Genomic DNA, 25,407 nt, shown 5'->3' with positions numbered 1-25,407 from the left:
GGGGCAGCAAATGAACCTATCAGTCCAATGATCTGCATCAGGCTAAGGTATCAAATCAATTTTACTACTGTCATCGCCATCCACACCGTAAGAGTCCGACAACTTGATCAAGGTAAAGGCCAAACGCTCTCTAATGGTTTTCTGTGTGGCATCTGTCAATTGGTTTTCCATAAGGCCCAGGGACTGACATACGGACTTGGTCAACCTTCGATGAAAGTTATTATCCTCAGTCAGGATGTTCAAAAAAGTCTCTTTGGGAATGAAGCAGATTTTGGCATCCTCCACGATCATAGCAGAATTGGAATAGGTTTCCTCTCCCAAAAGGGAGGTATACCCCAAAAAGTCTCCTTTTTGAGCAAGCCTGATAATCTGCTCTTTTCCATTGGAGGCAGTTTTAAACACTTTCACAATGCCGTTACTGACACAAAACACCCCCAATGGTTTGGTCCCTTCATAAAAAAGCATTTGGCCTTTCTTATGGGAAATCAGGTTTTTATTGTCCGAAAGATTGCACAAATGCTCCTCCGACAGACCGGAGAACATGGAAAACTTCCTACTTAGACACAATTCACACGGAGTATTCTTTTCAGTCATTGTCACATAAAAGTTTAGTAACGGTACAAAACTAAAACATAAATCTACGAAAAAACATGACTTTTGTCATGGTCATCTAATCGGGATAGAGATTGATTTTTGTGATTTCAATAATATTTTAAAGTCCACGGTAACTTCATTGTTCACTTTTACAGCTCCAAAAAATTTCTTAGGTGGATCTAAAGCAAAATCAGAAAACAAAAAAATATGGCTTCCTGTCAACACAATTACCCCGTCTTTCACTTTTTCCATTCTACAGGTTAGAACGATTCTTTTTGATCTTCCAGCAAGTGTCACCATTGCCCGTCCTGTCAAGATCGAATCCATTTTATCACCTTCATACATATCGATGAATGTCATAATAACAAATGGGTATCGATCTACTAAAATAACTTGCTGAAAATCCTTCGTCATGATTTTATTTGCGCAATCAAAATCACCTGCGCTCACACGAATGATCCCACTCCAGCTTACCTTACCATTAGGCAAAACGGTTTTATATATTTTGTCTTCACTCAAATAGATCCCCGTGTCACAATGAAAATTACTTATATTGGTGGTTCCTCGAATTGTCAACTCACTGCCCTTCAGGATTTCCCACATGGTTACCTTTGGCTCCATCGTATCCCAAAGAGGAAAACACAATCTAAATAAAATCATTAAGCTTACCATGACAATTTTCCCTCATAATTTTTAAAGGATCCAAGCTCAATAAAACACGGGAAACGGCTGTTTTAAATCTCCCTTGCCTTTAAGAAAATCTAACCTTTTCAAAATGTATAGGATATAATTTGAAACCCTGCTCCTCTGCATCGTTACCATCCGCTGGGATGGTGTAGCCTTCTTTTTTATAAAAACAAATGGCTGTCGAGTCAATTAAAATACCCGCAGCAGAAATCACACCGTGCCATATCCTCACGGCGACGGTGTGACTTAACAGTAAATCAGCCTCGATTTATGTTATTAGGAAGACTTTTTAAAAGCTTATAGCAGCTTCAATATTTACACCGTTGAATCTACCTCCATTATATCTACTTTCCGAAGCGAATCCATTATAGCTCTGGTTAACATATTCAATTTTTGTAACAATATTTTTTGTCAGAAACCATCCTCCGCCGATATTGAGGCGATCTATGGTGATTTCTTCATTCCCCTCATTTTGTTCTCCGCTTACTTGATTGTATCGGCCACCCAAATAAAGTTGTTCTTCAGCGCCAAATCTATAGATCAATTCAGCAGCAACTTGAGTAAATTCTCCATTTCCTTGCTCCTCACTATTCGATACCACCTCATAGATTCCAAAGAACTCTAATCCCTTGAATTTTAAAAACGGGTTCACCTGAATAGCTATCATTTCCCGAAAACGCGGATTATAACGTCCTTCGAAATCGGACCCCTCTTCTGTAGTATGCATTACATTGTAATACCTGGAACCTGCACGGTCTCCACCATATAAATAGAATCCTGTGGAAGTTCCTTTGTTGATATACCATGAACCGGTAAGTCTAATCCGTAAATCCTCTGATAAATAATTGTCATACCCTAGCTTCCCATAGAAAGATAATTTATTATCAGTCTGATCATTTACAACAACTGACTGATTCAGTTTTCCATTCGATACCGCCAATAAGGCTATCATGCCCTTTTTTTGTAGGAAAATCTCTCCAAAAGCTTCTGTAGAAAAAGCGTCCATTATATAATTTCCAACAAAGGGATTGAAGATGGCCCGGGCGTTATCTGTTCTTCGAAAGTGGGCGTCACCGTAATTAATTTCATCCATACCCACTTTGATCGTAGCATATTGCATCAGCTCATCCAAAAATCCCTCAGATACAAAATTCAACTTATCCAACTGCAAATACCCGCCTTTTACCCACGCCTCCCTGTGATGCTGGGAAGACAAATAAGTTCTTAAGTGCATTCTTACCCCATCCTCCAACTGAACATCCAGGTTGAGGTTAGCCGTAGGGAGGTTGAGATTAGAGCCCAATTCAAGGAGATTATTCAAGCTATTTTCCTGATTTATCCCTTGGAACTGAAAGGCAAAGTCACCACCCACTTTTACATGCAATGCATCAAAAACATATTCAGTGTCTTTAGAAGTTTCGAAAATATTAAGCCCATTCCTATTGTCCGGACGGAAGTACATCAAGTCTCTCTGGGCCCATACCGGAGCATACAAGGTGAACAAAAAAGCCAAAAGGATTATGCCACTGATATTTCTTCTTTGTATAGTTTTCATGATTTCATTAGTTAAACTTTTCTTACCGAATGGATTTAAACTGAACTTTAAATGCAATTTTTAATTCATTTCCAGTTTTGATGGTATTGAACACTGCTGAGGGTGGTTCTAGTGTAAATTCATCGAAAGTAACAGGATGTTCCCCAGTAAATGTGACCGTTCCATTGACCACTTTATATCCTACCTTCATATAGACTTCCTTGGAATATCCTGCTATGGTTAATTTACCTTTTGCCTTTATTTCCCCCACAGAAATCTCTTCCACATTGGTCAACACATAATAAAAATTAGGATTTAATTTACTGTCCAAAGCTTCATAGGCCTTCTTGTCCATTGCCGATTTACCACTTTTCAAGGCTTGGACAGGTAAAGTGATCTTCAATTCCGAAATTTCTTTGATCGTAGAGCCGTTCAAAGAAGCTTTCATAGCACCCTTAACACCTTCCTTAGCGATCATATCCCAATCATGTAGGGTAGAAGTCCCCGAAACTTTAAAATTTTGAATGTCCGATAGGATAAAATCTTCTTGAGCATGGACTTGCCAACCTACAAGCAGCATAAAGCACAGGAATATATTAATAGTAATGGATTTCATGTTTTAGCCGATTATGATGGACTTGACCATTTTTACTTTTTACTTTAAACAAAATTAAGTCCCATTCGGCAGGAAAATCATGAGAAAAAAAATCAAAGAACATGACTTTTATCATGTTTTTCAATCTTATATAAAAAAACGGGCTGCAATTCAATTAAGAATTACAGCCCGTTTCTGTTGAAAAGCTAGCTAAATTATTTTTTATAGTATTTCAAGGCCTCGGCCATTTGCTTATTCAGCTCATCAATTCTTCTTCCTGGACCTGGGTGGGTGGATAGAAACTCCGGCGGTGCTGCCCCTCCGGACTTGGCTTCCATTCTCTCCCAGAACCTTGGAGCTTCTCTTGGATCATACCCTGCAATCGCCATAAATATCAAACCCAATTGGTCGGCCTCAAGCTCCTGATCTCTGGAGAACTTGAGCATACCCACCTGGCTTCCTATTCCTACAGCTTGCATGAAAATCGCCTGGGTCAGCGTTGGATCTTCGCCCATTGCTGCCTGCAATCCTCCTAAAAGGCCATTGGCTACCAATCCCTGGGACATTCTTTCTCTAGCGTGACTGGCTATGGCGTGGGCTACTTCGTGTCCCATTACCACGGCAATCCCAGTATCATCCTGACAAACCGGCATAATCCCGGTATAAAAGGCTACTTTTCCTCCCGGCATACACCAGGCATTGACCTGATCATCTTGGATCAAGTGAAATTCCCAGGCAAAGCCATCCAAAATATCCCCGTAGCCATTTTCAGTAAGATAGGACTCAACCGCATCTGCTATCCGGTGACCTACCTTTACCACGCTTTGACCATCGGCAGTATTGGTTACCAATTTACTTTCACTTTTTACTTCTTTATATTGTTGGAAAGACATTGGCAGCACTTCCGAATTGCCCACCAAACTCAATTGTTTTCTACCGCTCAATGGAACGGTGGCACAACCGTACAGGATCATTCCTGCTACCAATAATAGAATTACACGTTTCAACATTTTCATAAAAGATTGATTATTAAATCAGAACCAAAAAAGATGCCAGAGCATGATAAACCAATATCTATTGACCGTTTTGCAAGCATCAATTTTAACGCAAATTAGGGGAACATATTTGGGATAAAGTAGACTTTAGCTAAAAATTTCAGCGCTTCGGGGTTCTATGGGATTCCACATTCAGTAGCGTTTGATTGTGCGCTTTAATACCGGCAAACCATTATCTTAAAGGAACACAATTGCAAATAACCCCACAAAACACTGAGAAAAACAGAACGGTAATCACAGATAATAGAATTTAGCCATACTTTAATTAATTTGGCCGGTAGAGAGGCTCCCAAGATTATGAGTAACACAAGCTATCACCTGACCCGATTCGCACCCACGCCCAGTGGCTATTTACACCTGGGCAACGCCCTGTCTTTTGCCATTACCTATGCAGCAGCACAAAAACACGGAGCCAAAACCCTCCTTCGAATAGATGACCTGGACCAAAACAGGATCAGGGATAATTACCTGCAGGACATTTTCGACACCCTAAATTTCCTTGAAATCCCGTGGGACATAGGGCCAAGGACCTTGGAGGATTTCAAGAAAAATTATTCCCAAGTTCACCGGTTACCTTTGTACAATAACGCCCTGGATCATCTGGTCAAACAGCAGCACTTTTTTGTCTGTGAATGCTCCAGAAAACAAATTCATGTGCGCAGCACTGCTGGAGAATACCCCGGCACTTGTTTAGAAAAAAGTTTATCCATACACAAAACAGCTACCAATTGGCGACTTCATACCGATGATACTATCATTTTGCTGAAACAAGCCAACGGAAAATTGATAAAGGTGAATTTACCCCTGCCCATGAAAAACTTTGTGGTAAGAAAAAAAGATGGTAAGCCTTCCTATCAGCTAGCTTCAGTAATCGATGACATTCATTTTGGCGTAGACCTAATAGTCAGAGGACAGGATTTGTGGGACTCCAGTCTGGCCCAGCTCTACCTTGCCTCACTTCTTCCTCAAAACAATTTTCAGCAAAGTGCTTTTATCCATCATAAACTTGTGATGTATGCAGAGAATAAAAAACTGTCCAAATCCGAAGGTGCTACCTCGATCCATGGACTAAGAAAAGCAGGAAAGAAAAAAGCCGAAATTTACCGTAGTCTAGGTAATTTGATGGGCTTCCCTCAGCCTATTACCAATGTACAGGAATTTGCATCAACCTATATGGAAAAGACCGGGTGATTCCCGGTCTTTTGTTAATACTTCGCAGCTGTACCAGCTTTTGGCATTGATTTTTTGATAAACTCTCTGATATCCTCATTGGCTGATTCCAGATCTTCCGTTCTCAAATACATCATATGACCACTTCTATATCCTTTCCACTCCAATCTATCCTTGAGTTTTCCACTGGGATCCAGCTGCCACATGGAGTATTTTGCATTAAAATAGTCGGTACCTCCATCATAGTAGCCTGATTGTATCATCACGTTCAGATAGGGATTTTGTGCTACCGCAGCCCTTAAGTTCTCGCCCGTCCTGTCACCGCTTCTATCCCAAGGATGTACGGGACCAAAAAGATAGTAGTTCAAGTCCGTTTTGAAATCAAGCTCATTGATCATATAATGATTGAAGGCCGGAGCAAAAGCATGGTTCCAAGCCGTAAGTGCCGGATCGTGATCATAATGGCTGCCTGCATCCTGTCTATCCACCCCTTTGTACCTGCTATCCAAGCGCCCCACGGTCAAGCCCTGGTCCCTCAGCAGTTCCTTCCAGAAAAAACGGGTGGGTACTGCCAGGTTATGTTCAAGGATAACCTCTTTAGAGAGACCAGAATAGCGTGCCATCTTATTTGCCAGATCCAATTTCCTATTCTCCTCTAAAAAGCCTCCCTTTACCATGGCCGGAACCAGCTCATCAATGGTGAATGCTTCCACTTCAGGCAAAATCTCTTCCAGGTCTTTTTCCTGCAGGCTGGGCTCAAGCACTCCATGGTACCAAGCCGTGGCAGTATAGTAAGGCAAATAATTTGCTGCAGCTACCGGACCACTCCGTTCTATCCCCAAATCAGTCGGGGAAACCAGCACTACGCCGTTGAAATACATCCATTGGTTACTTTGAAGCCTATTGACCAAACCTGAAACCCTGGTAGTCCCGTAACTTTCTCCTATAAGGTACTTGGGGGAAGCCCACCTATTTTGCCGGTTAACAAAAGTCCTGACCCAATCGGCCAGGTAATTGATATCAGCATTTACGCCGAAAAACATCGAACGGTCGGCCTCCTTGTCGGTGATCCGGGAATATCCGGTATTGACGGGGTCCACATAGACAATGTCCGCCACATCAAGAATAGAATGTGGGTTATCCTTGATCCCATAGGGCTGCACAGGATTCCCTTCCTTATCAATATTCAGTAAAACCGGCCCTGTATAGGCAATGTGCATCCAAATGGACGCAGAGCCGGGACCGCCATTAAACGATATGACCAAAGGCCTGTTACTTTTATCATTGACATCCGAACGTTCATAATAGGTATAAAAGAGGTAAGCGACTTCCTTTCCTTTTCCATCCCAGACAGGTTGTGTTCCCACTGTGGCCGTGTAGGGGATATTTTTCCCTTTGATGGTGATTTGGTGCTTGGAAATGGCTGATGAATCCGAAGGCAGTATTTTCTGGGCAATTGCTTGCCATGAAAACATCAATAAAATGAAAGTAACTAAAATCGATCTATTCATAAAAGCTAAATTAATTGAAAAGGAAATATAAGAATATATTCATTCTGGTTGAATAAGCCGCTATGCCTTTGGTTAGATAATAATGGTAAACGGTAAATTAATTTTACTGATTTCCGCAGGATGATTCTAATGGCACTTTTATTGCAACTGCGGTTTCCTATAAAAAACATAATTTTAAACCAACCTATTTATTTAAGAATGAAACGTTTTTTCACCAAACAAGCCGTTTTAAAAAAGCAAAATTTCTTCCTTTTGTTTTTGGCCACAGCATTGCTCTCTTCTTGCATGAACGAAGTCCCAATGAAAGAAGAGATCATTAAGATAGAACACTACCCCACTATTCAAAACAATGAAGTGGATAATCCAACGTTATGGCTTCGGGTGCAATTCAGTCACCAATCGGGAACTGATGAATGGTCCACCATTCCGATAGATGCCATTGAAGGATTTGATTATGAGTTAGGGAGTACTTACGACATTCGCATCAGAAAAGAAGAAGCTCTGAATCAAAGTACAGGTAAATATTATATAAAGTACACCTACTTATCGGAAATAGCTAAAACCCCGACAAGCTCCATGACCACCTTTGAAATGCCACTGAAATCCAATGATTTCAACCCTTCAAATTTGGTACTGGGCTCCGCAGGATCGGGCTACAGTCTACTGGGAGAAATCCCTATCGATTGTGCCTCATTGTGTGATGATCTGGAAAACAGTCTAGCTACAAGCGGAGAGGTGACCGGCCTGTTTAGACACAATGGACAAAGCATCAGGTTGATCCAGTTGAAATGACATCACCACAGTTCATTTTTATATTTAAAGGGCTGAAAACATTATTTCGGCCCTTTTTATTTGCTCTCTAAGATAGGCCTTTAACTCCTCCCCCTCCTCTACTATCACCTCTCCCGGCAAACCGAGAATAAACCTCCCTATACCAGGCAATTCTGGAATTTCAGACTCGAAGTAATATTGATCCCTATCTTTGAGATAGGTGTAAGGTTTTGCATCCGGATGTTCCTCCATAAGCAGTTGATAAGCCTTTTTGGACAATTTGACTTTTACATAAAATTGGTCCTTTCCCGTATAGCCAAATAGGCCTTGCTCGAGTTTTTGATGCACCTCTTGGTAGTGGTGTTTTTTAGCACTCACCTTTACCTCCCCGATCCGCTCCAATTTAAAAAGTTTCATGCTCATACTGGCCACTTCAAATGCATAAACCGATTCAAAATTAGTGGTAAAGGCCACAGGCTCGATAAGCCGGTCACTCACCGAATCGCTGCTCAGTGAATAATAATCCCGTAAGGTTACCTGAAAACCATTTTTAATGGCTTCCCCCAGTTCATCCACAAATGTTCCCAAGTGGGCATTAAACAATTGACTGACACTTTGCTGAAAATCAGACCGAAGGTGCACCTTTTGCAAAATTGAGTCCTTTAATAAGTTCTTCTGACCGCTTTTGCTGATAAGCTTCGCCAAATAAGCGGTTTCGTCATCGGTAAATGTTCCGTAAAAAGCCTCCTTATGGTGATCAATCCGGTCTACTATCTTAAACTTTGCATACTCTTTTTGAATCTGAAAGCCCAGATCCTCCAAAAGATTAAAATAACGGTAAATTGTCCGCTTATCAGTCCCCAATGCTTCGGCCAGTCGTGAGACGGGCTTACCCACATTGGAACGGAGTAAATTGATTAATTTAAATACCCTCAGAATTTTTTGTTGCTCGACACTTTTTGTTTTGGCCATGACCTATTAAATTTCTGAGGGCAATTTAAGTTTTAGTAAACAAAGGTTCATGTTTTCGACACAAGTTGTCTCTTTTTTTATTCATACGACACACGCTTAATTATTGTATTATTTGCTCATGTCTGAATCCTTACGGCTACACCAACACTATATTTACCTGATTTTGGGGCTGCTCTTTTTGGGCAGTTATTGGTATTGGGGTTATGATGGGATCACTTTCAGTGATGATGTAAGTTACTTGCATCTTGGCCAAAAGCTGTGGGAAGGAGAAAAAAACATTTCGGCAGATCATTTTTCTTTAAGGTGGGGGACTTTCCTGCTTTCGGGACTGATTACTTACCTGTTTGGCCTGGATGACCATCTTGCTTCTCTTTCGTCATTGTTTTATTATATAGCAGCGCTCTGTATTCTATGGAGCATGTTACCCAGCCGATCTTACAAGGCTTGGTTCGCGATTTTCTTTGTCACCAATATCTACCTGTTACATTTTCTCCCCAAACTGTACCCTGATTCCTCACTTGTATTTTGGGCTTCTCTCATACCCTTTGCCGCTTCCAGGAGACAAAACCAGCCCATTGAAGCTGCTTTGCTAATGGCCCTGGCTTATTTTGTGGGATTCTGCACCAAAGAGACAATTGTTTATTTGGCCCCTTTTCCCCTCTTACTCCTCCTGTTTGACGTAAGGCAGCAAAATCGCAAAACCTTCTACTTCTATTTTTTTACCGTTGTCGTCTTCATGACAGTTTTATACCTTGGCTACTTCGAATGGAAATATGATAATCCCTTTTACCGATTTATCAATATTCAAGAAGGGCATTATCCATCGGCATACAGTTATTTTGACAAAGATTGGGAAAGACTACTGGAAAGGCTGACCTTTATTCCCATTGCTACATTTATCGATCGCGCTTATTGGGTTTGGATTGTCCTATCAATCCCTTCGATTGTCAGGGCATTTAAAACAAAAAAAGATCTGCCCATGATCTTTTCGCTTTCCAGTTTGTGCCTTATCGCGGGATTTTGGTTGATGACAACTAGCATAAGCTACTACAACCCCATCCACCTAAATCCCCGGCACCTGATCATCCTCATTCCATTTTTATCTGTCAATATAGCATTGGAAAATTCACGTTGGCAAAACCACTTTTTTTGGAATAGCTTCTGTGCGCTATGGATAGCCTTTGGGGGAATCATTGCTTTTGCGCAACTGGACTGGAAAATGGGCAGTTATTATTTGCTGTTTGCGGCTACCCTGTTTTTCTTTAAGAAAACCACCAGACTCAGCGCATTGATTGTCCTCATGCTATTGCCCGTTTTTGCCGCGGTATACTATCAGAAAAACCTTAAAAACTACCCCTACTTCAAAAAAGAATTTATCGCTCATGTAAACAAAAGCTCTCTGAAAACCCCATTAATATCACATGAATTTGTTTGTCACAGTCAGGAAATAATTTTCGGGAAAATGTCCTTGCCCAACAGGGCTCTTTCGTTTGAGGAGTTTCAAAATACAGTGAAAGAAAATCATCCCGAACACTTTACACTTTTTCTCTACAAATATGGTCAACATGCTTACCCTGAAGAGTCTGATCTGTTGGCAAAAGTCAATGACTTTGCATTGCAAAACCACTTCATCCAGACCGATACCAAAGAAGATGCCTGGCTACAGATCATTCGATTTAAAAAAGTAGATCCCCTTTCCCCTTCCACCTACAGCGAATATGTGATAAACCTGAACCCTAAGACTAAATTTATGTCAAAGCCCGCTCCGGCAATTCGATAAACCAGCTCCTAGAAAAGTCTCCTCGAACCTTTATATAGGGAAAGTAATGCCTTTATTTATAAAAGCTTATGAAAACAACCTTTGCAAAATATCGAGACTAAAGAGCTTCAGTCTAAAAATGCCTCCGATTCAAAATCTCGGCAACCACTACCGCATCCTTTAAGGTTTCCGGATTTTTCAATAAACGGCGATAACGGTTCTGCCCGCCCCTTTCCATGGCTACATCTTCCACCTCTTTAAGAATCTGCTTCTCTGCATCAATATCTACCTGGTCATCCAGCTTAACCAGTTTTTGCCCTTTGGCTTCATGATCTGACTGATAGGTCCCTTCATAATACTTTATTTCCGGTTGTCTTTGCTCCCTTTCACGCAACTCCTCCTCTCTTCTCTGTTCTGCTTCTCTGACCGCCTCTGCTTTTTGACGGACTTCTTGCTGACCGGTCATTTCAAAATCCTCTTCCCTTTGCTGCTGCTCTTGGCGGATTTCTTTGAGCAACTCCTCAAAAGATGTCGGCTCCCTCTTCATTTGTTCATCAGTAGGCAAATCCTCCACATCCTCTACTTCCTGCCCGTTTTCTTTTTTCTTTTTGGTAAGGGCATTGATAAGGAAAAATAATATCGTCAGAATAATATATATGAGTGTCCCGTTATCCACTTCTTTTGTTTCTTTTGTCCAAAGCAAGTTACTAAAAAATTCCCGTTGAATATCGCTTAATCTTAAACTCCCTTTTAATAGGACCTATTGTTCTGAGGGTTGCCATATTTCCCCTCACTTCAAACATCCCCCAAAATCAATGAAACAGCATTTGCGCTAATCTGAAAATCAGTCTATTTATTGCGAAAAACATAAAAACAGAGCTATTCAATTACCAATAACAATATTTACCTTCACTATTCTTGACAGAACAATCAACTTTACATACTTTTGGTGCCTGATGATAAAACTGCTGATCAGACTTATACTTTCCTTTTGTATCCTCTTTTCGAGTGGATATGGGCAATTGTACGCCCACCAGCATTTGGAAAGTATCTCACACGCCTTATTGGGCGCAGACCTAGACGCTGCAGCAGCTTTTCAGCATGATCAGACATTTATAGTCAAATCTCCTTCCAATAATATTGAAAAAGGCATCAAAATAGATGCTTTAGATATTGAAGAAGAGGAAAGTGAAATCAGTAGTTCAAAAAAATATATGGAAAGCAGTAAGGTAATTACTGCTATTTTTTATGCCTTTACTTTCGATTTTTTCTTTAGGAGTATCCATAATCGCTTACAGCTAAGTAAGCACTTTTCCAATACCTCATCCTACCGATGGCATCTAATTATTCAGGTGTTTAGGATATGATACTAACTCCCCAGAGCTAAAGCGACCAAACAGTTGGCTTTATTTCTCTTTTTTTCCGCATAAGATGGTGTTCCTCTATGATTGCCAGGGGACTGCTGTGCTTATCCGGATACTTCTGTGCACCTACTCTGCATATTCCTAAATCAATAAAAACCATATTATTTTAAAAACTATGAAAACGAGAATGCTCTTGTTCATGAGTCTGTTTGCCCTTATCGGGCATGCGGGATGTTCACGCCATGGAGAAGAAAAACACGAAGCGGAAACCACGTTTCAGGTCACCAGTCCTGTACGGATGGATACCACCATTACGGAAGAATATGTCTGTCAAATCCATTCCATCAACCATATCGAGCTCAGGGCCCAGGAAAGAGGCTACCTGCAAAATATTTTTGTGGATGAAGGGCAGTTTGTAAAAAAAGGCCAATTGCTGTTCCAAATAATGCCCAACCTCTATGAAGCGGAATTACAGAAAGCCAAGGCAGAAACGAACTTTGCCGAAATTGAATACCAAAATACCAAGTCCTTGGCGGATAAAAATGTGGTTGCCCCAAATGAGCTGGCCATGGCCAAAGCAAAACTCGATAAAGCCAAGGCTGAACAGGCCCTTGCGGAGGTCCATCTCCAGTTTACAGAAATCAGGGCCCCATTTGACGGTTTCATTGACCGGTTCCATGTCCGGCTGGGGAGCCTTTTGGAGGAAGGAGAACTGCTCACCAACCTTTCCGACAATAGCAAAATGTGGGTGTACTATAATGTACCTGAAGCCGAATACCTGGATTACATGAGTAATGTGAAAAAAGACAGCCTCATGAGTGTCAGCTTATTGATGGCCAATAATAAAGTCTTTGATCAAACCGGAAGAGTGGAAACCATTGAGGCGGATTTTAACCATGAAACAGGCAATATTCCTTTCAGGGCCACCTTCCCCAATCCAAAAGGCTTACTCAGACACGGGGAGACGGGTAATATCCTGATGGGAGTACCGTTTAAGAATGCCCTGATCATCCCCCAAAAAGCCACCTTTGAAGTGCTGGACAAAAATTATGTCTTTGTGTTGGACGAAGACCATGTGCTCCGCTCAAGGGCCATTACCATCGCCGCCGAACTTCCCCACATTTATATCATCCAAGATGGCTTGGACCAAACAGACAAAATCCTATTGGAAGGCCTGCGTTTGGTCAGGGAAAATGACAAAATAAAACACGAATTCGTAGAACCGCAGAAAGTACTGTCCCAGTTGGACCTGTATGCGGAATAACCGAATGTCCAAATAAAGATCCAAAGCAATGTTTAAGAAATTTATTCATAGGCCTGTATTTGCTATTGTCATCTCGGTCATCATCGTATTTATCGGGACATTGTCGATAAAGCAGCTGCCTATATCACAGTTCCCTCAGATTGCACCCACCACGGTGAATATATTTATTGCTTATCCCGGAGCCAGCGCCGACGTGCTGGTAAAATCCACCCTGATCACTTTGGAAAACTCGATCAATGGTGTACAAGGGATGCGGTACATGGCTACCGATGCCACCAGTGCCGGCGAAGCAACTCTCAGGGTCATCTTCGAACCTGGCACAGATCCCAACCAAGCAGTAATCAGGGTCAAGACCAGGGTCGACCAGGTCATGCCCCTTTTGCCGGAACTGGTCCAGCGGGAAGGGGTCATCATCACCCCCATCCAACCTAGCATGTTGATGTACGTCAACCTCTATGCAAAAGATAAAAGTCTGGATGAAAAATTCCTGTACAATTATGCGGACGTAAAAATGATCCCTGAAATCAACCGGATCAAAGGGGTCGCAAGGGCTCAGATTCTGGGAAGTCGAAAATATGCCATGCGTGTCTGGCTAAATCCCGACCGGATGCGGGCCTATGACATCTCCGTTGAAGAGGTAATGGAAGCCTTGCAGGAACAAAGTATTGTAGGTCGCCCTGGTCGATTGGGACAAAGTTCGGGCATTAAGGCCCAATCCCTTGAATACGTTTTGACCTACAAAGGGAGATACAACGAACCCGAGCAATACGAAAATGTAATCATCAGGGCCAATGCAGAAGGAGAAAGCATTCATCTCAAAGACATCGGAAAAGTAGAATTGGGAAGTGAGTTCTTTGATATCTATTCCAATCTGGATGGTCATCCTTCTGCAGCCATCGTCCTCAACCAAAACTATGGCAGCAATGCCAGTGAGGTGATTAAGGAAGTGAAAAACAAGGTCGAGGAAATGAAGGCTTCATTCCCTCCCGGCATGGATTACAGTATCAGTTATGATGTTTCCAAATTCCTGGATGCCTCCATCGAACAGGTAATTCATACCCTTAGAGACGCCTTTATCCTTGTGGCCTTAGTGGTTTTTGTATTCCTGGGAGACTGGCGGTCGACATTGATTCCTATTTTGGCAGTTCCCGTATCGCTCATTGGGGCGTTTTTTGTTCTTCAGCTCTTTGGGCTGTCCATAAACCTGGTGACGCTTTTCGCCCTGGTGCTGGCCATCGGTATTGTCGTGGATGATGCCATAGTCGTCGTGGAAGCTGTCCATGCCAAAATGGAAGAAATGCCCCAGCTTACCCCTTACCAAGCGGTAAAAAGAGTTTTGGGTGAGATCGGAGGGGCTATTGTGGCCATTACCATGGTCATGGTCTCTGTGTTCCTGCCGATATCATTCATGTCCGGACCTGTGGGGACCTTTTACCGGCAGTTTTCCATTACCATGGCCAGTTCCATCGTCATCTCAGCAGTCATTGCCCTGACGCTTACACCGGTACTTTGTGCCATGCTCCTGAAAAACCATCATGGGCATGAAAAGAAGGGCAACTTCATTACCAGAGCCTTCGACAGCTTTAACAGCGGCTTTGATAAACTTACCGGAAAATATGTTGGGCTGCTCAAAGGAATTGTAAACAGAAGATGGCTTACGTTTGGGATTTTATTGGCCTTTGGCGTAGGTATTTTTCTGGAAAACCAAGTGCTGCCTTCAGGCTTTATCCCCAGTGAGGACCAGGGCACCATTTATGCCATCGTACAGACGCCTCCGGGAGCTACCCTGGAAAGAACCAACGAAGTGTCCCAAAGACTCCAAAAAATCTGTGAAGAGATTGATGGAGTGGAATCGGTATCTTCTTTGGCCGGTTACGAAATCATGACCGAAGGACGTGGTTCCAATGCAGGTACCTGTCTGATCAACCTCAAACCTTGGTCCGAGCGGGAGCATTCGGTCAAAGAAATTATGGAGGAATTGGAGGAAGAGTCCAAAGGCCTTGGTGCCATTGTCGAATTCTTCGAACCACCGGCCATCCCAGGATTTGGCTCTTCCGGAGGCTTTTCCTTGCGCCTCTTGGATCAAACTACCGAAACAGACTACCAGGAGTTTGATAAGATCAATAAACAGTTCATGGATGACCTGGGCAAGCGAAAAGAACTAACGGGACTGTTTACTTTCTTTGCCGCCAATTATCCCCAGTACGAATTGGAAATTGACAATGAACTGGCCATGCAGAAGGGAGTTTCTATAGGTAAAGCCATGGAAAACCTTAACATCATGATCGGCAGTACCTATGAACAGGGCTTCATTAAATTTGGCCGTTTCTTCAAGGTCTATGTCCAGTCGGACCCCAAATTCCGTAGGCTCCCATCGGATGTTTTGAACATGTATGTCAAAAATGAGGAAGGTGAGATGGTGCCCTATTCTGCCTTCATGACCCTTAAAAAGAAGCAAGGGCCCAACGAAGTTACCCGTTATAATATGTACAATTCTGCCGCCATCAGGGGACTTCCTGCTAAAGGGTATACCACCGCTGATGCCATTCAGGCCGTGCGTGAAGTGGCTGCCCAGACCTTACCTACAGGATACGACATCGCTTGGGAGGGATTGTCCTATGACGAATCCAACAGGGGAAATGAATCGCTTTACGTTTTCTTGGTCGTGCTGGTATTCGTTTACTTCGTCTTGGCCGCACAATACGAGAGCTTCATAATCCCTATGGCTGTAGTCACTTCTCTCCCGGTAGGAGTCTTTGGCTCCTTCTTGCTGCTTAAGTTGATGGGGCTGGACAACGACATCTACGCCCAAATCGGTTTGATCATGTTGATCGGTCTTTTGGGAAAAAATGCGGTATTGATCGTGGAATTTGCCGTGCAAAAGCGCCAGCAAGGCTTTACCATTCTGGATGCAGCCATTGAGGGGGCCAAGGTACGTTTCCGCCCTATCTTGATGACTTCCTTCGCCTTTATTGCCGGTTTGATTCCTTTGGTAATTGCTACAGGTGCAGGGGCTATTGGGAACCGGACCATCGGTGCTTCTGCGCTTGGGGGAATGCTGTTCGGAACGATCTTCGGAGTCATCATAGTCCCTGGATTGTACTATATATTTGCCAAGCTGGCAGATGGGCGTCATTTGATCAAAGACGAAGAAGAAAGTCCTTTAACTGAAGATTTCAATTACAATGATTAAGAGACTAATTTATATATGCGCCGGCATGATTTGCTTGTCCCTAGCCCTTACAGGATGTAAGACCCCTTCGGCAGTACAAAGAAATGCCAATACAGCGGTTCCTGAGAGTTTTAAAGACTCTCGGGACACCTCCAATACGGCATCAATAAACTGGAAGGACTATTTCACCGATCCTTATCTCAGTACCCTGATTGATACGGCATTGAAAAACAACCAGGAGCTGAACATGGTACTTCAGGAAATCCATATAGCCAACAATGAGATCCAGGCGCGCAAAGGAGAATACCTTCCTTTCCTAGATATCCAGGCAGGGGCCGGTCTGGATAAAGTCGGCCGATATACGCGCAGTGGTGCCCTAGAGGCCAATAACGAAATCAGGCCTGGAGAGGAATTTCCGGAACCCTTACAGGATTATATGATCGGGGCTTATGCTTCCTGGGAACTGGATGTCTGGAAAAAGCTAAGAAATGCCAAAAAATCAGCCGTATTCGATTACCTGGCATCCGTAGAAGGGAAAAATTTTATGATGACCCAGTTGGTGGCAGAAATTGCCCATTCTTACTATGAATTGATGGCTTTGGACAATCAGCTGAATATCCTTAACCAAAACATCAACATCCAAAAAGATGCCCTGGAAATCGTAAAACTCCAAAAACAAGCTGCCAAAGCCACTGAGCTGGCCGTCAAACGGTTTGAAGCTGAAGTGGCCAAAAACCAAAGTCAGCTTTACTATATCCAACAGGAAATCACGGAGGCAGAAAACCTGATCAACTTCCTGGTGGGACGTTATCCCCAGCCCATTCAGCGTAACTCAGCCGCTTTTACCGATCTTAGGCCAAAGGTGGTCCAGGAAGGTATCCCTTCCCAACTGTTGGCCAACCGCCCGGATATCCGACAGGCTGAATTGGAACTGGAGCGAGCTAAATTGGATGTGAAAGTGGCAAAGGCCGAATTTTACCCCTCTTTCCGCATTACCGCTGGCTTGGGTTATCAGGCTTTTAATGCCAAACACCTGTTCACTACACCGGAATCCCTGTTGTATTCCTTGGCAGGGGACTTGATAGCTCCTGTAGTTAACCGAAATGCCATCAAAGCGGCCTATAAATCTGCCAATGCCAAACAACTTCAGGCGGTTTACAGTTACGAACAAAAAATCCTGAACGCCTATGTAGAGGTGTCCAACCAACTGGCCAAGGTCCATAATCTGGAGCAAAGCTATGATATGAGATCCAAACAGCTAAGTTCTTTAACCGAGTCGATTGAAATATCCAACAACCTTTTTCGCTCAGCCCGTGCGGATTATATGGAGGTACTGCTGACACAGCGGGATGCCCTGGAAGCAAAAATGGAACTGATCGAAACCAAAGTGCAGCAGATGAATGCCATGGTAAACATTTACCAGGCGCTCGGTGGCGGCTGGAATTAATGCAGATTAATAGACCTATGTAAAGGTATTCGGAATCCGGCAAGACGTGCCCAACTGAATACAATCAAAAAAGCCTTCAGGGTATCCCTTGAAGGCCTTTTTTTGTTACAAAAAAAAATAATTATTTTACTGGTCATTAAATAACTTTTAATTTCTCACACAACTTTTAATTGTTCCTATTACATTTATAAATACAATTGTTTCATCATGATAAAAACTTACACTTTACTTTTCTACTTCGTTTTAAGCCCAATTTTCCTACTTGCACAGGGAAAGATTGTCAAAAGATACACCTATCACGGGATGAAGCTTGAAGAATATAGAAACAGGAAGGAAAATCCATTCTATAATTATGATTCCATCGGATATTCATTGGTGGAGGGAGACACCATTGTCAAACTGAACCGCACCAAGAAAAATCCAGGAGACTGGGTAAGTGTCCCTTATGAACCCAAGGAAGACGATTTTTTAGAAACCTACAAAAAGATTGTCTTTAACCTTGGTGATTCTGCCTATCAACATCAGGCAACGATAAGGTATTGGAAAGCTCCCATAAAAATATTCTTTGATCCCTCGGTAAATAGAAGCTCTCAGGTAGATTTAATGAAATTTGCCGAGAAAATAGCTCATGAGGTAGATTCCTTGAAAATCGAGTTTGTCAACACAGCTGAAAAGGCCAACTATTTCATCTATTTCCAAAGTGAGAATATCAGCCCAGAAGTGTTTGATGAAAAGCTCAGTTACAAAAATGACGGCTACTACTTATATTGGAATGGAGCCAAACAATTCAAATCCTGTTATCTAAAACTAAACCCAACTGCCTACCGGAAAAAATCCAGGCAGAAAAAATTACTTCGTCAACGCTTCATCCAGACCCTAGGCTTTTTTTATTTACAGGATGATTTCCCTTGTAACAGCTTCTTCGCTAAGTGCAGTAAATCCAAACCACGGTTGACAAAAGAAGACCTAGCTCTATTACGGTACCATTATTCTTATGGAATATGTAAAGGTACTGACCTGATCGAGTTCGAAGATCAACATAAAAGAGCCCGGGAAATAATAAGTAGAGGAACCAAATCCTCCATGAATTTTATCCATCCAAGATAACTAAAACCAAAGTCCTTAGCCCTAATAATTTAAAGGTAGAATTTCCAATCAATCTTTAGACTCCTCTACTGTTTTCACAGAATTCCAAAGTCCGTAAACCACCACATGACGGTCCTTTTTTAATGCTGCTGTATCTTCACCTTCTGTAAAATACATCGTTCCCCCTCTGCCCAATGTCACCATGTGAATATTTCCTAACTCAGTTTAAACTCAACTGGAATAGTAACAATAGCGCCCTTTTAAATTGTATAACAACCCCAGCACTTAAAGAATTGACCTAGATACTTACCCATATAATTTACACGTTAATAGCGATTTATACCAAACCCTAATCTCTATTCCCTCTTCCCTCTCCAGTCTTCAATCTCCTGTCTCCCTCCCTCACCTCCGCGCCCTCCGCGGTCAAATAAAATCATTACAATTCCCTCGAGCCCCTGAGCCTGTCGAAGGTGGTCCCTGAGCCTGTCGATGGTGGTCCCTGAGCTTGTCGAAGGGCCAATCCACATAGTTATCCTCCAACTTCAAGGCCTGTTTTCCAAAACCGGCTTTTGGTTGTTTTTTATATATTGGTTCCAATAGGAATTTTCCTTTTGGATCAGGCTTTCCACCTTGGCCACAAAAGAGGGAAAAGCCTCTTCATCCCTGTCATAAGGAGATGCCCGGGTCAGGTAAAGGTATTTTTCATGCTTTAAACTCTCGGCAGTGGTCCGGTATTCTATCCATTTCTTTTCCAGTTTGAGGATGGATCCCAAGCCTGTCATCACCGTCACCAATACCCCGAGAATGGCAATGACCAACTTAAAGACCTCTGACTGCCCCCCCAGTCCGGCAAAAAAAGGAATCATTGCGGCAAACACGATAGTAAGCCCCTCCTTCCATACAAACCAGGATTTATTGCTTGTTGCCTTGCGTTCATACCAATTCATCTGGGCATCTACCCGCTCCTCTATATATTCCTGCTCGTTCATAAATGCCTACATTAAAAGCCCAAAATCAGCTGCTCCCCGTCCGTGGACACCAGCTCTATCCGGATAATGTTTTCATTATCATCCGTGATAAATTTTCCCTTAAATTTCACATCGGTTTCCCTTTGGATGATAAATTCGATATCATATCCGTTGAAACGGCCACTTAAGAGCTTATCATTTTTCTCAAAATCCGAATCATGAAGTTCGAACCCGGCAAATATTCCGGAGCTCACATTGGTATTTTCAGAATCCTGCCTAAGCACAATCTGGTGATCCGGGTCGTTTACATCCGGCCAGGTAGCGCTGAACAGTGGAATAAAAACCACCGCTTCTGCCCCACAGCCACTGGCCATTCCCAACACCAGGGAAACCATTAGCATTTTGATAAAATTTGGAGTTTTCATGGTTCAATTAGTTTTTGTTGATTTAGCAAATAATATTACATTTCTTCCCTTAGTTTGGTCTGAAAGAGGATTACCTTGGCTTCCAAAATATTGATCTGTCGATCCAGGTCATTGGTGATTTTTTGGGCATCATTGAGAATTTCCCGCTTTTTTTCGCGTTGTTGCCTTTTACTCAGGCCAGAGTAATCAATGATTTCCTTAAGTAAATCATTCAAGCCCAGTATATCCGGCTTATGGATATCATCCATTATCATATCATAGATTTCCTGCAGGTCATCCCCCGACTGCCCTCCCCAGGCTCTTCTAAAATTGCTGATATAGTTGGAACTGTTTTCATTGAGTTCGCTGAACACCGTATTGTAATCATTGACTATTTTATTGATCTCCGTGATATAGGAATTATTGGAAAAGGCATATTCAGAAACCTGCTTGAAATAATTATTGACATCCTTTAAGCGCACCATATACCTATTTAGCCAAGAGGAGATAAATTCATATTGCACCCTTTTCTTCTCTTCCCTTTCTTTGAGATGCAGTAGCTCTACCAAATCCCTCATTGCCGATTTTCGGCTGCTGTTATCATTGATAATCCCTCTTTTTATCAGCTTGGAGGCCTTTCTTAAGATCACCCCGTTTAGGCCCTGAAAAGTAACTTCCACCTCATATTCCCCACTCTGTACATCATCGATAACCTGTCCAAAAATGACCACATCAGCCTTGACAGCCTTTAAACTATCCAAGGAGGCGGCAGAAATATTATTCACCTCGGAAATGCGCTTTTCCAGATCCCTGTGCGCAATGACACGGTTATAGTTTCTCCGTTCCAAAACAGTATATAATCCAGCTCCGATCAGTTCTGTTTCAAAGTCATCCGTCAGCATCTGCCCGATAGTTTTGACTTCAGGATGGCTCACTGCAAAATCCCAGACATACACTACCGAATCACCAGTCTGTTCAGGTGACCTGGCATAACCACTCCCAAACAACAGGGTGAAAATAAGAACGGTCCAACTTATCCGATTTTGAATGATCATGGCTAAAATTCCGGTTCATTATTTCTAAATCCATCTATAATCACAGACAGATACTCAACTCCTTTATATCATTCCGAATCAGCCTAGAGAGCGCACAGGTATCCGAAGCATCTCTAAGCTCTATCTTATGTGGAAGCTCCTTTTCCCTAACTTCCAGTGTGATATAAATCAGGTTTCGATCCAAGACCAAAGCTTCCTTTCCATCCACAAAGACCTCAGCATTCACCATCCTTGAGGGAACCACCAGCGTTACCTCATATCGCTTTTTTTCATTTCCTTCTATTTTGGACGCATCAGGATTACCAGTGACCTTATGGTTATTACTTTCCTGTTTTTCAACTGGTAGCCCACTTGCAGTATCTGGCACTTTTATGCTATCCTCAGTAATTGGGAACTTATCCGTTTTCCCTGTTCCTTTATCTGTAATGGGCAAATACCAATAAACCAATCCCAACACGATCATCAGTATCACTACGATAATCCATTTTTGATAAGGATTTTTATCTTCACTGTCCTGAAAATCCTCCGTATGATGCTGCTTTATCAGCTGAATGATCTGTGAAAAATCTGCCTTGATATGCATATCAGTGTTCAGGTAATTGATATCCTTGAGAATCCGCGTTAGGTTGGCAATGTTGTTCCTGATCTCTTGATATAGATTCAAATCCTCTGATATCCCCTGGATATTACTGAGATTCTCCAATTCCCTGATTTTTTTATCCAGCTCTTTGGACTTGTTTTCCCAGTATTTCACCAGTTCCACCCGATCTGTGGCCTTTGATATACTGACTTCCTCCAGCACTATGGGATAGATGCGATCATAAAACCGTTGATTCTTAAAGATCTGAAGCAGTTCATACATGCAATATTCCGATTGAAAATAATCGTTGCTTAGGATCAAAATCACGTACTCTCCCCTCCCGATTTGATCCATAAAATCCCTTATTCTCCCCTTGTAATTCAACTCGGTTTTGTCTCTCATGAAATGGGCGCCCATATCGGTAAGCTTTTGTTCCAAAGCATCCGCTATGGCCTCGCTTTTTTCATTCCAGGCATAAGAAATATAAACCGCCAGTTTATCCTTACTCCCCCCCATAGCTGAAACCATTCAGTGAATAAAAACATCTTTATCAACCAACTGTAAAAAACCGTAAATCAATGATGCAATTTCAAAAACCAACTAATCAACTCATTATCAGAAAGTAACACCCAGACCAACAGCTAATACAATATAAAAAATTGGTCCATTCAAGGCCAGTGATAGCGCAATTATCTTTTGCTGAAACCAACTGAGCAAAATTAATTTCCGAATTTACCCTCTTCCTCCCATTTCTTCTTCCCAAATCCCCAAGCCTCAGCTAGTCCATTTTAGTGCCAGCTCCTTTACTGGTCCATCAACCTTTCAAACATTCGCGAATTGTAACCTTAAAAACCACTCTGTTTCTAATTTGCTAATTGGCCTGAACTGATTAATTTTGTTTGTCTTAATCTATTTTAATTGAGCATACATGCAGCTTACCAAGCTTGAGATCAGGGGTTTTAAAAGTTTTGGGGACAAGGTCACCATCCATTTTGATAAGGGAATTACGGGGATTGTGGGGCCAAATGGCTGTGGCAAGTCCAATGTGGTGGATGCTATCCGCTGGGTGCTGGGGGAGCAAAAAACCCGTGCATTGCGCTCAGACAAAATGGAAAACGTGATTTTCAATGGGACCAAAAACAGAAAGCCCACCAACATGGCTGAAGTGTCCCTGACCTTTGAAAACACCAAAAACCTCCTTCCCACCGAATACACCCATGTCACCATCACCCGTAGGTATTACCGTTCGGGGGAAAGTGAGTACCTGCTCAATGGCATCGCCTGTCGTCTAAAGGACATCAACAACCTCTTTATGGACACAGGTATCCAGTCCAACAGCTATGCCATCATCGAACTGAAAATGATCGATGAACTGCTCAATGACAAAAACAACTCCCGAAGGGACCTCTTTGAAGAAGCAGCTGGAATCTCCAAATTCAAAACCCGCAAAAAGGAAACCCTCAAAAAACTGGAGGATACAGATGCGGACCTTGACAGGGTGGAAGACTTGCTCTTTGAGATTGAAAAGAACCTCAAATCGCTGGAAAAGCAGGCCAAGCAAGCAGCAAAATATTTTGAGATCAAAAAGTCCTACAAAGCCTCCAGCATAGCATTGGCCAAGAAAAGTGTAAAAACACACACGGACAACCTGATCAGCACCAATCAAAAGGTCACTGCAGAAAATGACCGAAAGCTGCAGCTCAATAACGAGATCACAACCAGGGAAGCCGAGCTGGAGAAAACCAAGGCCGACCTCATCCATAAAGAAAAACTGCTCTCTTCGCGCCAGAAAACCTTGAACGAACATGTCAACAAGATCCGGCAGTTTGAGAGTGAAAAGAAAATAAAAAACGAAAGGCTGCGCTTTCTGGAAGACCGCGCCATGAAACTTCGTGACCAGATCGATCAGGACAGAAAATCCAATGACAGGGCTGGTTTTAGTATCCGCTCATTGGAGCAGGAGAAAGAGGTAGCTGAAAAACTCTTGGCCGAAAAAGAGCTCACCGTAGAAAACCTTAAAGCCGATTACGAGGAACAAAAATCCGCCCATGCCATCCTCCAAGAGCGGCAAAAAGTCCTTTCTAAGGATTTCTCATCCCGAAAAGACGCCATCTACCAGCTCAGTAAAGAACTTGAAATCAAACAGATCCAACTTTCTTCGCTAAAGCAGGAATTGGAAAAAACTGCCTCTGATGATGATAGCCAGGAAGCCAACCTGGCGGATTTTGAGGAAAAGCTGGTCATTCTAAAAGATGAGCTGGATGAAAAGACCGATCGTCTTCAACAGCTGAAGGCCAAAGAAGAAGACCAGAACCAAAAGATAGAAGAGTCCACGCATACCATAGAACTGATCCGTGAGGAAGTCACACAGCTTGGACGGAAACTGGATGCCAAGCAAAACGAATTTAACCTTACCAAGTCTCTTGTAGAAAACCTTGAGGGCTTCCCTGAAGCCATCAAATTCCTTAAGAAAAACTCGGACTGGGGCAAGGACACTCCCCTTCTTTCCGATATCCTGACCACTGGCGAAAATTACCGTGTGGCGATTGAGAATTACCTCGAAAGTTACATGAATTATTATGTGGTGGACACAGAGGCACAGGCCATTGCCGCAGTAAACCTGCTCAGCGATGCCGCCAGGGGAAAAGCCAACTTCTTTGTGCTGGAGCACTTTGAGCGTTTTCAGCCTTCACAGACCAAACTCTTTGCCAATGCCACTGCGGCCACCGAGATCATCGAATACGATGAGAAATATGCCCGACTGATCAGTTATATTCTGGACGATGTTTATATCGTCCAAGGTGAGATCAAGGACATACCGCAAGACACGGACACCATTTTCATCACCGAAAGCGGCAAATTCACCAAACGTAAATTCAGCATATCAGGTGGTTCAGTAGGGCTGTTTGAAGGAAAGCGGATTGGCCGGGCAAAAAACCTGGAGAAGCTGGAAATAGAGATCAAGGAACTTAACAAAAAAGTCAGCACCGCCCGCTCCAATTTGGACAAAAAGGTCACCGACCTGATGAAGCTTAAGGAGGTTTCCTATAAAAAGGACATTGAAAACCTACAGGCTGAAATCAGTGAGGTCAACCAACAGTACATCTCCATCAAGACCAAAAAAGAGCAGCTCGCCGAAATGCTCTCCACCAACGCCAATAAGCGGGAAGACATTTTGGATAGAATCGAAAGCCTTTCTGATGAAGTCAATGAGATCGGCCCTAAGCTGGACGAAGCCAAAGCGGGTTTTGATGGCATGGAAGAAGAGCTGGAGATCATCAATGAGCAATTGCTGACGGAGGAAGAAAGCCTTGCCGTGCGCTCCAGCAATTACAACCAGCAAAACATCCAATACCACCAGCACCTTAATAAGGTCAATAGCCTTGAACAGGAAATTTCCTTTAAGAAAACCGCTTTTG

General features: G+C 42.6%; 22 protein-coding genes. 9 read left to right on the top strand and 13 right to left on the bottom strand.

Going from position 1 to position 25,407, the window contains the following annotated elements; translation table 11 throughout:
• Positions 1-42: 42 nt before the first annotated feature.
• The 5 genes from ACYVAA_RS16975 to ACYVAA_RS16955 form a co-directional block, all read right to left on the bottom strand.
• On the bottom strand, positions 43-594 hold the full coding sequence (locus ACYVAA_RS16975; RefSeq protein ID WP_460543958.1) for a Crp/Fnr family transcriptional regulator: 552 nt from the start codon (positions 592-594) through the stop codon (positions 43-45).
• Positions 595-666: 72 nt separating this feature from the next.
• A complete protein-coding gene (locus tag ACYVAA_RS16970; protein WP_460543956.1) occupies positions 667-1,197 on the bottom strand; it encodes a YceI family protein in 531 nt (176 codons plus the stop codon).
• Between the two features lie 373 nt (positions 1,198-1,570).
• Positions 1,571-2,836 carry a hypothetical protein gene (locus ACYVAA_RS16965; RefSeq protein ID WP_460543954.1) on the bottom strand — a complete coding sequence of 422 codons (1,266 nt, stop codon included), beginning with the start codon at positions 2,834-2,836 and terminating at the stop codon, positions 1,571-1,573.
• 22 nt (positions 2,837-2,858) lie between these two features.
• Positions 2,859-3,431, bottom strand: a complete 573-nt coding sequence (locus ACYVAA_RS16960; protein ID WP_460543952.1) for a YceI family protein — start codon at positions 3,429-3,431, stop codon at positions 2,859-2,861.
• Positions 3,432-3,625: 194 nt separating this feature from the next.
• Entirely contained in the window at positions 3,626-4,420 is a 795-nt protein-coding gene (locus tag ACYVAA_RS16955; RefSeq protein WP_460543960.1) for a M48 family metallopeptidase, read from the bottom strand.
• Positions 4,421-4,762: 342 nt separating this feature from the next.
• On the opposite strand from ACYVAA_RS16955, the gene ACYVAA_RS16950 reads away from it, so the two are divergent.
• Complete coding sequence (locus ACYVAA_RS16950) at positions 4,763-5,656, top strand: nucleotidyl transferase family protein (protein ID WP_460543950.1); 894 nt, start codon at positions 4,763-4,765, stop codon at positions 5,654-5,656.
• A 14-nt stretch (positions 5,657-5,670) separates the two neighbouring features.
• On the opposite strand, the gene ACYVAA_RS16945 is transcribed toward ACYVAA_RS16950, so the two are convergent.
• Positions 5,671-7,146: a S10 family peptidase gene (locus ACYVAA_RS16945; RefSeq protein ID WP_460543948.1), complete on the bottom strand. Its 1,476-nt coding sequence runs from the start codon at positions 7,144-7,146 to the stop codon at positions 5,671-5,673.
• A 198-nt stretch (positions 7,147-7,344) separates the two neighbouring features.
• On the opposite strand from ACYVAA_RS16945, the gene ACYVAA_RS16940 reads away from it, so the two are divergent.
• Positions 7,345-7,938, top strand: coding sequence for a DUF4377 domain-containing protein (locus ACYVAA_RS16940; RefSeq protein ID WP_460543946.1), 594 nt, complete (start codon positions 7,345-7,347; stop codon positions 7,936-7,938).
• 24 nt (positions 7,939-7,962) lie between these two features.
• On the opposite strand, the gene ACYVAA_RS16935 is transcribed toward ACYVAA_RS16940, so the two are convergent.
• Complete coding sequence (locus ACYVAA_RS16935) at positions 7,963-8,889, bottom strand: helix-turn-helix transcriptional regulator (protein WP_460543944.1); 927 nt, start codon at positions 8,887-8,889, stop codon at positions 7,963-7,965.
• 118 nt (positions 8,890-9,007) lie between these two features.
• Here ACYVAA_RS16935 and ACYVAA_RS16930 point away from each other — a divergent pair, with 118 nt between their 5' ends.
• Entirely contained in the window at positions 9,008-10,669 is a 1,662-nt protein-coding gene (locus ACYVAA_RS16930) for a hypothetical protein (protein ID WP_460543942.1), read from the top strand.
• A 112-nt stretch (positions 10,670-10,781) separates the two neighbouring features.
• On the opposite strand, the gene ACYVAA_RS16925 is transcribed toward ACYVAA_RS16930, so the two are convergent.
• A complete protein-coding gene (locus ACYVAA_RS16925; protein WP_460543940.1) occupies positions 10,782-11,351 on the bottom strand; it encodes a hypothetical protein in 570 nt (189 codons plus the stop codon).
• Between the two features lie 253 nt (positions 11,352-11,604).
• Between ACYVAA_RS16925 and ACYVAA_RS16920 the strand changes: the two genes are divergently transcribed.
• The 5 genes from ACYVAA_RS16920 (at position 11,605) to ACYVAA_RS16900 (ending at position 19,002) form a co-directional block, all read left to right on the top strand.
• Positions 11,605-12,015, top strand: coding sequence for a hypothetical protein (locus ACYVAA_RS16920; RefSeq protein ID WP_460543938.1), 411 nt, complete (start codon positions 11,605-11,607; stop codon positions 12,013-12,015).
• A gap of 172 nt (positions 12,016-12,187) precedes the next feature.
• A complete protein-coding gene (locus ACYVAA_RS16915; protein WP_460543936.1) occupies positions 12,188-13,276 on the top strand; it encodes an efflux RND transporter periplasmic adaptor subunit in 1,089 nt (362 codons plus the stop codon).
• Between the two features lie 28 nt (positions 13,277-13,304).
• Complete coding sequence (locus ACYVAA_RS16910; protein WP_460543934.1) at positions 13,305-16,469, top strand: efflux RND transporter permease subunit; 3,165 nt, start codon at positions 13,305-13,307, stop codon at positions 16,467-16,469.
• Positions 16,462-17,895, top strand: a complete 1,434-nt coding sequence (locus ACYVAA_RS16905) for a TolC family protein (RefSeq protein ID WP_460543932.1) — start codon at positions 16,462-16,464, stop codon at positions 17,893-17,895. The genes ACYVAA_RS16910 and ACYVAA_RS16905 overlap by 8 nt, the downstream gene beginning before the upstream one ends.
• Before the next feature lie 303 nt (positions 17,896-18,198).
• A complete protein-coding gene (locus ACYVAA_RS16900; protein ID WP_460543930.1) occupies positions 18,199-19,002 on the top strand; it encodes a hypothetical protein in 804 nt (267 codons plus the stop codon).
• Between the two features lie 335 nt (positions 19,003-19,337).
• Here the strand turns inward: ACYVAA_RS16900 and ACYVAA_RS16895 are convergent, their stop codons facing one another.
• From ACYVAA_RS16895 to ACYVAA_RS16875, 5 genes are read right to left on the bottom strand one after another with little or no spacing between them, the layout of a single operon-like run.
• Positions 19,338-19,508, bottom strand: a complete 171-nt coding sequence (locus ACYVAA_RS16895; RefSeq protein ID WP_460543928.1) for a hypothetical protein — start codon at positions 19,506-19,508, stop codon at positions 19,338-19,340.
• A 15-nt stretch (positions 19,509-19,523) separates the two neighbouring features.
• The gene (locus ACYVAA_RS16890) at positions 19,524-19,970 is read right to left on the bottom strand and encodes a DUF4231 domain-containing protein (protein WP_460543926.1); all 447 of its coding nucleotides are present in this window, start codon (positions 19,968-19,970) and stop codon (positions 19,524-19,526) included.
• An 11-nt stretch (positions 19,971-19,981) separates the two neighbouring features.
• The gene (locus ACYVAA_RS16885; protein WP_460543924.1) at positions 19,982-20,374 is read right to left on the bottom strand and encodes a hypothetical protein; all 393 of its coding nucleotides are present in this window, start codon (positions 20,372-20,374) and stop codon (positions 19,982-19,984) included.
• Positions 20,375-20,409: 35 nt separating this feature from the next.
• Positions 20,410-21,408 (bottom strand): hypothetical protein, encoded by a 999-nt coding sequence (locus tag ACYVAA_RS16880; RefSeq protein WP_460543922.1) that lies wholly within the window; start codon positions 21,406-21,408, stop codon positions 20,410-20,412.
• Between the two features lie 40 nt (positions 21,409-21,448).
• The gene (locus tag ACYVAA_RS16875) at positions 21,449-22,504 is read right to left on the bottom strand and encodes a toll/interleukin-1 receptor domain-containing protein (RefSeq protein ID WP_460543920.1); all 1,056 of its coding nucleotides are present in this window, start codon (positions 22,502-22,504) and stop codon (positions 21,449-21,451) included.
• Positions 22,505-22,916: 412 nt separating this feature from the next.
• Between ACYVAA_RS16875 and smc the strand changes: the two genes are divergently transcribed.
• The coding region (gene smc / locus ACYVAA_RS16870; protein WP_460543918.1) for a chromosome segregation protein SMC at positions 22,917-25,407 on the top strand (2,491 nt) is incomplete at its 3' end.

This window comes from Echinicola sediminis (assembly GCF_054777495.1).
Note: the sequence above shows the minus strand (reverse complement) of the source record. Positions and strands in the feature narration are given on the sequence as shown.